This window comes from Pseudoalteromonas nigrifaciens (assembly GCF_002221505.1).
Lineage (GTDB): Bacteria > Pseudomonadota > Gammaproteobacteria > Enterobacterales > Alteromonadaceae > Pseudoalteromonas > Pseudoalteromonas nigrifaciens.
In genome coordinates this window covers 14,083-25,923 of the sequence record NZ_CP011038.1, presented here as the reverse complement: position 1 = coordinate 25,923, position 11,841 = coordinate 14,083, and the positions used below count along the sequence as shown (strand labels likewise).

11 protein-coding genes are annotated in these 11,841 nt (G+C 40.9%); 2 read left to right on the top strand and 9 right to left on the bottom strand.

Features of this window, described 5'->3' with window-relative positions:
- Positions 1 to 21: 21 nt before the first annotated feature.
- The 6 genes from glpK to galE form a co-directional block, all read right to left on the bottom strand.
- On the bottom strand, positions 22 to 1,521 hold the full coding sequence (gene glpK, locus PNIG_RS19695; protein ID WP_086996333.1) for a glycerol kinase GlpK: 1,500 nt from the start codon (positions 1,519 to 1,521) through the stop codon (positions 22 to 24).
- Between the two features lie 201 nt (positions 1,522 to 1,722).
- Positions 1,723 to 3,045, bottom strand: coding sequence for an alpha/beta hydrolase family protein (locus tag PNIG_RS19690; protein ID WP_086996330.1), 1,323 nt, complete (start codon positions 3,043 to 3,045; stop codon positions 1,723 to 1,725).
- A gap of 22 nt (positions 3,046 to 3,067) precedes the next feature.
- The gene (locus PNIG_RS19685; RefSeq protein ID WP_086996327.1) at positions 3,068 to 4,072 is read right to left on the bottom strand and encodes a Gfo/Idh/MocA family protein; all 1,005 of its coding nucleotides are present in this window, start codon (positions 4,070 to 4,072) and stop codon (positions 3,068 to 3,070) included.
- A gap of 19 nt (positions 4,073 to 4,091) precedes the next feature.
- The gene (galK, locus tag PNIG_RS19680; protein WP_086996324.1) at positions 4,092 to 5,240 is read right to left on the bottom strand and encodes a galactokinase; all 1,149 of its coding nucleotides are present in this window, start codon (positions 5,238 to 5,240) and stop codon (positions 4,092 to 4,094) included.
- On the bottom strand, positions 5,230 to 6,294 hold the full coding sequence (locus PNIG_RS19675; RefSeq protein WP_086996321.1) for a UDP-glucose--hexose-1-phosphate uridylyltransferase: 1,065 nt from the start codon (positions 6,292 to 6,294) through the stop codon (positions 5,230 to 5,232). Before PNIG_RS19675 ends, galK begins: the two co-directional genes overlap by 11 nt.
- Before the next feature lies 1 nt (position 6,295).
- Complete coding sequence (galE, locus tag PNIG_RS19670) at positions 6,296 to 7,309, bottom strand: UDP-glucose 4-epimerase GalE (RefSeq protein ID WP_086996318.1); 1,014 nt, start codon at positions 7,307 to 7,309, stop codon at positions 6,296 to 6,298.
- Between the two features lie 332 nt (positions 7,310 to 7,641).
- Here galE and PNIG_RS19665 point away from each other — a divergent pair, with 332 nt between their 5' ends.
- Both PNIG_RS19665 and PNIG_RS19660 read left to right on the top strand, forming a co-directional pair.
- Positions 7,642 to 8,637, top strand: coding sequence for a tyrosine-type recombinase/integrase (locus PNIG_RS19665; protein ID WP_089369352.1), 996 nt, complete (start codon positions 7,642 to 7,644; stop codon positions 8,635 to 8,637).
- A gap of 8 nt (positions 8,638 to 8,645) precedes the next feature.
- A complete protein-coding gene (locus tag PNIG_RS19660; protein WP_089369351.1) occupies positions 8,646 to 9,137 on the top strand; it encodes a hypothetical protein in 492 nt (163 codons plus the stop codon).
- Positions 9,138 to 9,419: 282 nt separating this feature from the next.
- On the opposite strand, the gene PNIG_RS19655 is transcribed toward PNIG_RS19660, so the two are convergent.
- From PNIG_RS19655 to PNIG_RS20285, 3 genes are all read right to left on the bottom strand, one after another.
- Positions 9,420 to 11,291 carry a coiled-coil domain-containing protein gene (locus PNIG_RS19655; RefSeq protein WP_089369350.1) on the bottom strand — a complete coding sequence of 624 codons (1,872 nt, stop codon included), beginning with the start codon at positions 11,289 to 11,291 and terminating at the stop codon, positions 9,420 to 9,422.
- Between the two features lie 73 nt (positions 11,292 to 11,364).
- Positions 11,365 to 11,502 carry an OmpA family protein gene (locus PNIG_RS20445; RefSeq protein ID WP_370446757.1) on the bottom strand — a complete coding sequence of 46 codons (138 nt, stop codon included), beginning with the start codon at positions 11,500 to 11,502 and terminating at the stop codon, positions 11,365 to 11,367.
- 37 nt (positions 11,503 to 11,539) lie between these two features.
- Entirely contained in the window at positions 11,540 to 11,665 is a 126-nt protein-coding gene (locus PNIG_RS20285) for a hypothetical protein (RefSeq protein ID WP_279628569.1), read from the bottom strand.
- Between the last annotated feature and the right edge of the window lie 176 nt (positions 11,666 to 11,841).

Below are 11,841 nucleotides of genomic sequence, written 5' to 3'. Positions count from 1 at the left end.
AATCATATGAAAACATTGAATTTACTGGTCACAACTATCATTAGTTAAGCAAACTTGAGCAACACAGTGCTGCCATTTTGCATATAGCTCGTTACGTTCGTCGACGCTCATTGTTGGTTCGAAACGGTGATCACATGTCCACATTTTAGATAATTGCTCTGTTGACTCGTAAACCCCTGCTTGAAGACCTGCTAAGTAAGCGACACCTAGAGAAGTTGTTTCGCTTACTGTAGGACGCTCAACTGTCGCACCTAAAATATTTGATAAAAACGCCATTGCCCAATTATTTTTAACCATACCACCATCAACACGCAGTACACTTGGGCGCAAACCATCACGCTCCATCGCCTTTTGTAAATCTTTAGTTTGATAACCTACCGATTGCAACGCTGCGGCAACGATGGTGCTAATACCTGAGTCACGTGTGAGGCCTAAAATAGCGCCACGCGCATTAGGATCCCAATACGGAGCGCCAAGCCCTGTGAATGAAGGAACTAGGAATACGCCATGATCCAGTGGTACATCTTTTACTATCGACTCACTTTCACCAGCATGGCTTAGTAGTTTCAAGCCTTCAACAATCCACTGCATGGTTGCGCCAGCCATAAAAATACTGCCTTCAATAGCATAAGTTGATTTGCCATTTAAGCGATATGCAACAGTGGTTAACAAACGATTTTCAGAAGTAAGTGCTTTTTCACCGGTATTAAGCATGAGAAAGCAACCTGTACCATAGGTGCTTTTTGCCATTCCTTGTTCGAAGCATGCATGACCTACAAGTGCGGCTTGTTGGTCACCTGCAATACCACAGATACGGATTGGCGAACCAAAAATATTATCACTCGTTGAACCAAATTCATCTGCTGAGTCCATCACTTCTGGCAGCATGGATTCTGGAACCTCAAATAAATCGAGTAATTCTGGATCCCACTGTTGAGTATGGATATTAAATAACATGGTGCGCGATGCATTCGTTGCATCAGTACGGTGTTCTTTCCCACCGGTTAGGTGCCAAAGTAAATAAGTATCAACTGTCCCAAAAGCAAGCTCGCCGGCAAGCGCTTGTTCGCGAGCACCTTCCACGTTATCTAAAATCCAACGGATTTTAGTGGCGGAAAAGTACGGGTCGAGTATCAAGCCTGTTTTGTCGCTTATAGTTTGGCAAAAATCATTTGTACTTAAGCTTTCGCAGTAATCACTGGTGCGGCGATCTTGCCAAACAATTGCATTGTAAATAGCTTTTCCTGTTTTTTTATTCCACACCAAGGTAGTTTCGCGTTGATTAGTTATACCAATGGCAATAACTTCTTCAGGCTTCACATTGTTTTTAGTTAACACTTCACGGCTAGTACTAAGCACTGTTTGCCAAATATCGTAAGGGTCGTGCTCTACCCAACCATTTTTTGGAAAGTGCTGAGAAAACCCTTGTTGTGCTGTACCAAAAACGTCAGCATCCTTTGTAAACAAAATGGCCCGAGAGCTTGTGGTGCCTTGATCAATCGATAGTATGTATTTAGACATAATTATTAATATTATTTATCTTATATATAACTAGATTGCCTTTAACGCTAGCTAATGGCAATGGTTTTTCTTAAAATATTTGTATAAAAGTAAAATATGCTTGTTTTTATAGATAAGTTTCTTATATAAAAGCTGTTTTACTTTAGAGGATTTTTAAGTGTGAACACGACTATTTAAACAAAAAGCAGCTTTGAATTTTCACTACTTACTGTGAGGACTTGTTTGTTGCCAGTCCATACCGGTAGAAAAACGATTATCAAACCCACGCCACTGTGGCAGTGGCTTGCCATCAACAACAGCTTGGTCGCCGCTTTGTGGTAAATCTAAGTATTTACATTCGCTGGCGATACCTTTTACGTGGCAATCCATCATAGCAAGTACAAAGTGTTTATTGATTTCGTTTAGCGTGCGCATAGACCACGATGACTCGTAGTAATGACCTATATCTAACTCACTACTACTTTGTGCAATAGCTGGAGCTGGGTGCGGTGCAATATTATGGCGTGCATTTTTGTAAGTAAGCATGTACTTATTTTCGCTGCCCGTTTGGTTATAAAGACTTTTAATACCTTCATACCCTGATATATCATCTAAACTACCGGATATATAAAGCGAAGGTACTTTAATATTTCCCATCGCTTTGGTATCAAATATATCGTGCTGTCCGCCCCAAGGCGCAAAGGCCACCATCGCTTTTATACGTGGGTCTACTTTTGGATTTTGGTATTGCCCACCAGCACAGCTGTTTAGTAATTGTTGTACTTTTTTAATTTGAGCTGGGTCTTTCATACCCGTAAACATAGCCGTAGTTTGCTCATTAAAAGCATAACAACCACCAATGGTATTTACCGCGCCATAGCCACCCATTGAGTAACCAATTACGCCAGCGTTTTTGCTATCTACTTGCTTGCTTGCAAAGTTTTTTTGCTCGTTAAAGTAATTAATAACAAATTGCTGATCGCGCGAGCGATTTATGAGCGTGCTAAAAAAGCCCGAAAATGGTGCGTTTTTAAAATCAACATCAGCATTGGTTGAGTCGGTATGATCAATTGCTACAACAATGTAGCCATTCGAGGCTAAATGCTCACCAAGGTAGTACATAATGGTGCGATAGCCAGTATAGCCGTGAGAAAGTACAATAACAGGGTAATGCTCTTTATTATTAATGGCTACATCGCGCATAGCATCGGCTTGCAGAGTAAATTTTTTACCTGAGCGAGTTTGATCGGTGTAGCTGGTAAGCGGCGTTTGTGCTGTATTTGCAGCCGGATACCATACCTCGACTTTTAGAGGACGATCATTTTGACCTTGTGTAGCTGGGTCAAATTGCTCAGGGTTAACTAAATCAAGTGTTTGCACTCCTACATTATAGCTACCTTTGGCTGCAAGCTCTGGGAGTACTTCGCTAGTGATTGGAGGATATAGTTGCTCTGGTTTATTAGACTCAGCAAAGGTTACACTGGCAGATAAACTGCACGTAGCGAGTAATATAGCTTTTGAAAGCGCTTTGAGTGCGTGTGTCATTGTGTGTCCTTGTTGTGTGTTTTTATTTTGTCAGTTCAGCCGACTCAATAGCGTAGTTATATTTCAGTTGCCATTGTGCCCGTAAGGTATCCATTATGTTTATAACTCGTAAGCTAGTACTTAGTGGTAACACGGTGCTTTGCGTCTGTTTTTGTAATATACACTGCGTAACATGTGCAATTTCAAACTTAAAGTTTTCATCATCACTAAAGCCGTATTCAAAGTGTTGCGAGTCTTGGCCATATATATGGAGTTCTATAGATTGAGCGCCTACAAATTCAGGAATGCGAATGAAGCCAAGCTCACCATTAATACATGCCTCAGTTGGGCCGCTTTGTTGGAGTGCACTAGCAAGAGATGCAAACTGTCCGTTACCGTAATCAACTATAGCAGTGCTTCGCTCATCAACACCGGTTATGCTTTTGTGTACAAAAGATTTGATTTGTTCTGGGGCTTTATTAAATACCACATCAGCAATAGAAATAGGGTAAATACCTAAATCTAGCAGGGCGCCACCCGCTGTTGTAGGGTTCATTAAACGATGCGTGCTTGCAAAGCTGCCAGGTAAGCTAAAGTTCGCATTCACGCTATGTACATTACCAATAATATCTTCGCTTAGGAGTTGCTGTAATTTTACTATTGCCGGTAAAAAACGCATCCAAACGCCTTCCATTAAAAAGCAATTTTTCTGCTTTGCAAGCTCGGTGAGGCTTTCCAATTGCTGAGCATTAACAGTAATTGGTTTTTCGCTTAGTACATGCTTATTGTGTGTTAAGCACTGCGCTATCGTTTTAAAATGTTGCTCATGCGTATTAGCTATATAAATAGCATCAATATTTTGGCATTGCATAAGAGCTTGATAGCACTTATAACCTTTAATATTGTACGGTGTTGAAAACTCTTTTGCGCGCTGCTCGCTAGTCGATGCTGCGCCAATAAGCTGAGCATCAGCGCAATGCGCAATGCTTTTAGCAAAGGTGTGAGCAATATTGCCACACCCAATAATTCCCCAATTAACCTTTGCCATGCTTATTCCTTAACTTTATTTAAAAAGACGTAATTTGTAACCCTGAACCCGCTGAACATACGTAAATGTCGGCATTTAAGTTAAAGCGTTCAAAGTAATGCTGCTCAACCGCTGCTTTAATTAGTGGCACTTCTGCATCACGACATAAACATACAATAGCACCACCAAAGCCGCCTCCGGTCATACGTACTGCACCGCGATCGCCCATGGCTTCTTTACAAATTTCTACTAGGCCATCGGTCGCTGGTACGGTTACTTCAAAGTAATGCTTAAGCGACTGGTGCGATGCAGCCATTAGCTCACGTAGCGCGTCAATGTCGTTATTTTGCAGCGCTTTAGTTGCTGCAATTACACGGTCATTTTCGCTAATTACATGGTGTGCACGCTTGTATTCGTTTTCACTCAATGCGTCTTTTGTTGCTTCAAGCGTGGCCATGGTTGCTTTACGAAGTGTTGCTACATTCATTTTTGCAGCTGCTTGCTCACAGTCAACACGACGTTGGTTGTATTCGCTATCTACCAATTTACGAGGGTAGTTAGAGTTAACAATAACAATATTTAAGTCATCTGGAACTTTTACAGACTCGGTTGCTAGGTTTTCACAGTCAATTAAAAGAGCATGGCCGTTTTCGCCTTTTGCCGAAATAAGCTGATCCATAATGCCCGATTGGCAATGCATAAAGTCGTTTTCGGCTTCTTGGCCTAGTAATGCTATTTTTTCTTCGCTTAAACCAAGTTGTGCAATATGGTTAAACATACCACCAACAGCAACTTCTAGCGCAGCCGATGACGACAAGCCACTGCCTTGCGGTAAGTTACTGTCGATAAGTAAATCGGCGCCGCGTAAAGTATGGCCCGCACGCTTTAATACAAATGATACTGCACGAATATAGTTACCCCATTGCGATTGTCCTTCGCTGATTGCTTCATCAACACTAAAGCTGTCTTTTTCGCCTGGGTAATTTAAAGAATGCACAGTGATAATGTTATCGTCGCGCTCTTTAAACATAACTTGAGTACGAAACTCTAACGAGCACGGTAAAACAAAACCGTCGTTGTAGTCGGTAAATTCACCAATTAGGTTTACACGCCCTGGAGCGGCTGCAATACCTTGAGCAGGCACGTCATACAGTGACAAAAATTGTTGTTGGAATTCGTTAAGCTTCATTTGTGTGTCCTGCTGTATTTTTATAGTGTGTGGTACTGGCTGCTTGTAAAATAGAAGCGGCGGTTTCTGCGCTTAAGTCGCGCTGACTTTCGGCTAGCATTTCGTAGCCAACCATGTGTTTTTTCACGGTAGCTGAGCGAAGTAGCGGCGGATAAAAATGGGCGTGCAAGCGCCAATGTTGCTCATCTGAGCCACGATTAGCCGGTGCATTGTGCCATCCCATAGAATACGGGAAGCTACAATTAAATACGTTGTCGTATTTAGTGGTTAATACTTTAAGTGCTTGTGCGAGTGTATTTATTTGTATATCGTTTAGCTGGCTAAAATTTTGAATATTATCTTTAGTTAATAGTATTGTTTCAAACGGCCAAGCAGCCCAAAACGGGACAACAACAAGCCAGTGTGCGTTTTCAAATACAACACGTGTTTGATCTGCTTGTTCTTTTTGCGCGTAATCGGCAAGCATTGCGCTGCCATGCTTTTTATAATAGGCAAGTTGCTGTGTATCTTCTGCTTCTATTTCGGTAGATGAGTGCGAATGAGCCCATATTTGGCCGTGTGGATGAGGTTGCGAGCACCCCATGATTTCCCCTTTGTTTTCAAAAACGTGTACACATTCATAGTGCTGTGCAAGTTCAGTGTAGTTTTCTTTCCAGGTTTTTACTACTTCATACAGGGCGTCGAGCTCTAGCTCAGGTAATGTTTTGTTATGCTCTGGCGAAAAGCAAATTACACGGCATTCGCCGCTTGCTTCATCGGCAATAAATAAATCGCTGTCTGACTCTAAGCTTTGAGATTGGTCGCTGGCATTAGGTGTCAGTGCGCCAAAATCATTGCTAAATACATGCGTGTATTCGTAATCTGGATTGCTGTCGCCATTTGCACGGGTGTTACCTGGGCAAAGTGGGCAGCTTTCATCGTGCTTAGGCAGTGCGCTTTCATTTACAGCTTCTGTTGCGCCTAACCATGGGCGGTTATTACGATGCGGTGACACTAACACCCAACGACCCGTTAGTGGGTTTTTACGTCTGTGAGTACTTTCTAATAAAGCCATGTTAACTCTCCAACCCACGAGGGTAATTAGTTTGCCAGCGCCATGTATCGTTGGTCATATCGCTAAGTGTTAGTTCTGCGTGCCAGTTAAGTGTATTTTTCGCTTTTGTGGCATCGGCGTAGTTGCAGGCAATATCGCCTGCTCGGCGCGGTGCACTCTTATACGGAATATCTTTATTGGCTGATGCACTAAATGCCTTAATCATATCAAGCACTGAATAACTTTGGCCTGTGCCTAGGTTGTAAGCATGAAAAGCGGTATCTGTTTTATGCTGCATAAATGCCGCTACATGGCCTTTAGCTAAATCTAAAACATGAATATAGTCGCGCATGCCTGTGCCATCTTCGGTGTCGTAGTCGTCACCAAAAATATTAACCACCTCGCGTTTACCTACCGCTGTTTGAGCAATAAATGGCATTAAGTTATTAGGAATACCATTGGGGCTTTCACCTAATAAACCACTTGGGTGCGCACCTACAGGGTTAAAGTAACGCAGCGCTATGCCCATAAATTGACTATTGGCATTACATACGTCTTGCATAGCTTGCTCAACCATGACTTTAGTCCAACCATATGGGTTAGTAGCGCGTATAGGGTGCTTTTCGTCAATAGGGAGGTAATCTGGCTCGCCGTACACAGTGGCCGATGAGCTAAATATAATGTGGTTAACATCGGCTTCTTGCATGCTTTGTAACATACTTAATGTGCCCGACACATTATTTTGATAATAGCGCAGTGGTTGCTCGGTAGATTCGCCAACGGCTTTTAAAGCCGCAAAGTGAAATACAGCTTCGGCTTTAGTATGTTTTAGAGCGAGCTTAAACTGTTGCTCGTCTTGTATGTCGCCCAAAATAAACTCAAACCGAGTACCCGTAATCTTTTCGAGTTGGTCAAGTACCTGCGCACTTGCATTAGACAAGTTATCATAAATAACAGGTGTAATACCTGCGTCATGTAATGCAATACATGTGTGGCTACCTATGTAACCCATGCCGCCAGTAACTAAAACTCTCATACATATACCCTAGTACTATTTATACTATAAATAGTACTATTTAAGCTGTGGAAAAACAATAGCCAAAAATACATTCGATTCGGTATAAAAAATAGATAACCCACTAGCACCTACTTATTAAAATGACCCTTTTAGAAAGTAGAGCCTGTGATATAATAAATATCGAGTCAACACCATCAGAATTTAAAATTAGAAGCTGTAATTTAGCCGGTGATACTGAGTAAAATAAACACAGATAATATGCCCGTACTTCATTATTTAGGGTTGTTCTAAACACACAAACTTAAACTTAGTATGGAGCAAAAGCACAAAGTTACTTTGAGGCATCAAAAATGCACGAACAAAACAAAGATGGAAATACCGAAGTCACATTTCTCCCTGCAGAGCGTACTTTTGAAGTGTTAAGTGCGGAGGCTGCGGGCACTGGTGTAAATGGTATTGAAAAAAACCCTGCAGTTTCATACTTAATGGGCTTAAGGGCTGAAAGTAGCCGGCTAGCCATGAGGTCGTTTTTAAACAACATCGCTAAAATGATGGGTTACCATGATTTAAGAACCTGCCCTTGGGGTATGCTTGAGCGGCACCATGTACAGGCAGTTTTGACCATGCTCACTGATGCGGGAAAAGCACCGGCCACTATAAATAATTACTTGGCGGCAATAAAAGGTGTAGCCGTAGAGGCGTGGACACTTAAGCTTATTAGCACTGACACTTACCAACATATCAAGTTAGTTAAATCGGTTAGAGGGTCAAGGATACCCAAAGGTAGAGCCCTGGCCCCTGCTGAAGTGAAGAAATTATTTTTCACATGTGAAAGTGATAAGTCTGCTATTGGGGTTAGAGATAGCGCTATTTTATCTGTTTTAGTCGGGTGCGGATTACGAAGAGCTGAAGTTGTATCCCTTGATTTTGCTCATTATAACCGGCATAACCGCTCGCTAAAAGTGCTAGGTAAAGGTAATAAAGAGCGCATGGCGTACTTGCCAGATGGCGCATTTCAAAGGCTTGAAAGCTGGGTTGAGGAAGTGAGAAGTGATATTCCGGGGCCGCTATTTAGTCGTATTCGCAGGTACGATGATGTTACCTCAGAGCGCATGACTAGCCAGGCAATTTACCATATTTTAAATAGTAGATCTGTCGAGGCCGGTATAGAAAAGTGTGCCCCGCATGACCTAAGAAGGACATTCGCTTCGTCAATGCTAGAGAACGGCGAAGATCTAATTACAGTTAAAGATGCAATGGGCCATGCAAGCTTAGCAACAACGCAAAAATATGACTTTAGGGGTGATGAACGCCTAAGAGCAGCAAGTAAACGCTTAGATATTTAGGGGGAAGAATGTCACAACAGAACAATTTTGGTGAAACACTTACATTTTATGCTGATAGGCATCCAGATCCATTAAAGCGCACAGCTATGAACGTTCAGTACACATCTAGTCGGCTTGGCTTGCAGACGTTAAGTATTGAAATGACCACCATTAACTCCCCTGGTGAATCACCAGACTGGGCAAATAAAACAATAATACAGCTGACTAAAAGCGAGTTAACCGGGTTGTGCGGCGTGTTGTTTGGCTTGAAAAGCGAAGTAAAAGCTTCATTTCATGGCGAGAATAAAAACAAAGGGATTGCAGTTTATAATAATGGTGCACAGGGGGCTGCTGTCACTATTTCAGTCGCTGGCCGACACTTACATCACTTTTTATCACCCGAAGATAGACTTGAATTAGGTGTTTTTACTTTACGCAGATTGTCGGGCGCGTGGCAAGTCACACCTTCGGATACCTTAGCAATATTACGTCAAAATGAGTTGATAAGAAGAAGCCAGTAATGATTTTAAAAATTTCACTACATTTGCCCTAAATGAGCTAATAGACACCTCCTAGGGGTTTGTTGCCCATCCCCTCGAAATTAACCTTAAGCCTGTTTCTTAAACAGTAATTTGAGTGTTAAACAATTATCAAAACGTTTTAAATTTTTTGATCTATACTTAAAGTTAGGGGGCGCAAAGTTTTTCAATAACTTACATCAACTGAGGTTCATATCGAGGGGATGGCCGCAAAACCCCATGTACTTCATTAGTCTTGGACGTACTTGTTATGTAATTTAAAATCTACTTTGGAAAAACAAGATCATCCAACGCTTCTAAGTATTCAATTAATGGTTCAAACAATTCCTTTATGCTGATGTAGCCATTTGTACTTTCACCAATGTAATAAATGCCTTCAAGAATAGCCATAACAAAGCTGCACACTTTTTCAAAAGCAAACTTCACCGGCCACTCAGAGTGCAAATAACTGATAAGACACAAAGTAGCTAGCATAGTTATTAGCAAAGCTACCCTAGGGTTCATTTGAGCATAGTAAAAGGGCTTATTGTATATTTTGCGTGATTCGGTTCTCTTTGCGAAATTGATTTGACTGTATCTATTGATATGCAGTAACAAATCAAAACTAAGCATTATGATCAAGAAGAGACTTATCGAAATAGCGAAAGGTATAACCAACAACGCTTTAAAATGATTGGTTCCTATTTGGCTGTTTTCGCTTTGGTTTTCAAAACTACTGGGGGGAGAGTTTAAAGCTGAAATAATATTATCAATACTTGATTCAGTTACAGGAGTGGCCACAATAGCGTTAAAATTTTCCTGCGAGTAGTCACTAAACAACAAAGCCGATTGCTTGGTGCTTAATGTAAATGGTAAGTTCAAAGGTGACTGTTCAATAGAATACGCCACAAAGCCTACTTTATTAAGTCCTAGAGGGACGCCACCTGAGCCCTTTAATATCGCGGTTTCCTTCGCCTCATATAGTGATTTAAGCAAGCTATTTTCAAAACCTTGCTTATCATCAATGTTTACCTGCTCTACATCAATGTTGTTAGTCATTATCGAAGCCAGTTTTTCTTTTATTTGGCTTTTCACTTTATCTTGAGTAATAAAGTTTTGCTTATCCTTTATTTCATCAAAAAAACCTGTTTTAGCTTCGCGTAACAAAGCCCTGTACCGCTTATGGTAAAATCGCTTTGCAGCGGCCACATCAACACCTCCCCATATCTTTGGGGGCAAATAAATACCATTTTGCCAGTCTTGTGGAGTTGTCCCTTTTAACACCGTTTCCTTGGTGAAATGCTCGTATTTTTTAAAAAAAGAATACGAGCCGCCATGCCGATATGACCTAAAACCACTGTCTAACTTATTCATTAAATCAGCATCTAACTTTTCATTACTAATTTCTTTTATTGTAGCGCGGTAAGTTTCCCATGCCTTATTTTCTGTTAATTTTAATTTTTCCCAGTATGTATCAACCGCCGCTTTGGTTTTGTTGATTTTTTCATCATAAGCTACATTTAGTTGATCAACACTTTTGTTAAGCTCTACATACTGCTGGTATTTTTCATCAAGCTTACTATTCAGGCCACTAAATTGACTATACATTTTGCTTAAAAGCTTTGATTGCTTTTGCTTTGTAATTTCAGTTAAGTGCATGTCACTCAAGACAAAAGGAGTGGAGTTAGAATAATAAAAAGCTGGCAACAATGCCGCATTGATTTTCTTGGTAATGTTAAGGGGAGTACCGGCAACTATAAAGGAGCCTTTGACCAAATCACTTTGCACGGCTTTCATACGATCATCGCCGCTAGCCATACTACTTAAAGTATCTATTAGTAATTTTTGTCCAAAATAAACGGTAGGGATAGCGAGTGCGGCCATAATAAAAAACTTAGCACAATATTTAGCCGCGCTCCCACTTGGTTTAATTCTTCGAGACAGCAATACCAAGCAACCAATGCAACTTAGAAATCGGCCAAACAGCTCTATAAATTTCAATTCGTCAGTTGTGACAGCAAGATCGGAAGCGGTTGATACTACAAAGTAATTAAAAGAAACCTCTAACCACAAATAAAATAAAACCATTAAAATATAAAAAAAATACTTATTTTTAGTGGATTTATATTGAAAAACTACTTGCTGTTTAATCAGCATTAAAAATACTCTTTGGCTTTAGTCATGGGGTGATTATCTCAAAACCACCCACTCCGTGCAGCAAAAAGACGCTCTAATAACCTTGCATTACGGTTCTTTTGGGAATGAAGTTGTTGTGTCGCTCACCTACTGAAAGTACAACTAGTTGCTTCTCATCTACACCAAGCTCTAAAAAAAGCCCCTTGACTGCGTTTGCTCTTTCTTTACCCAAATTGTAGTTGTAACCCCTACCGCCTTCACTAGACGCGTTACCTTGGATCGCTACCTTTATTATCTGGATTGGCTATAAGGTAGCGAGCATGCGGCTCAACAACCTCTGCAGCATTGAATGGTAACTCAGATGAATCGAACTCAAACTCCACTAAATGTGACACGCGCTTTGTGAAAGTCACCTGTTGGTTGTTTAAATCACCATGCGTAAATATCACTGTCGCTTGAGTGACAACCGCTTAGCAAGGCACTTAAAGCCAAACCTATATATGTATACTTTGTTATTTTCACAATTATTACTCTCTACATTATTATTGCGCTAACTGTGTAGTTGAAAAAA

Coding starts and splice junctions, on each gene's coding strand:
- galK (WP_086996324.1), bottom strand. CDS start 5,240: ATGAAGCTTAACGAATTCCAACAACAATTTTTGTCACTGTATGACGTG.
- glpK (WP_086996333.1), bottom strand. CDS start 1,521: ATGTCTAAATACATACTATCGATTGATCAAGGCACCACAAGCTCTCGG.
- PNIG_RS19665 (WP_089369352.1), top strand. CDS start 7,642: ATGCACGAACAAAACAAAGATGGAAATACCGAAGTCACATTTCTCCCT.
- PNIG_RS19675 (WP_086996321.1), bottom strand. CDS start 6,294: ATGGCTTTATTAGAAAGTACTCACAGACGTAAAAACCCACTAACGGGT.
- PNIG_RS19685 (WP_086996327.1), bottom strand. CDS start 4,072: ATGGCAAAGGTTAATTGGGGAATTATTGGGTGTGGCAATATTGCTCAC.
- galE (WP_086996318.1), bottom strand. CDS start 7,309: ATGAGAGTTTTAGTTACTGGCGGCATGGGTTACATAGGTAGCCACACA.
- PNIG_RS19655 (WP_089369350.1), bottom strand. CDS start 11,291: ATGCTGATTAAACAGCAAGTAGTTTTTCAATATAAATCCACTAAAAAT.
- PNIG_RS19660 (WP_089369351.1), top strand. CDS start 8,646: ATGTCACAACAGAACAATTTTGGTGAAACACTTACATTTTATGCTGAT.
- PNIG_RS19690 (WP_086996330.1), bottom strand. CDS start 3,045: ATGACACACGCACTCAAAGCGCTTTCAAAAGCTATATTACTCGCTACG.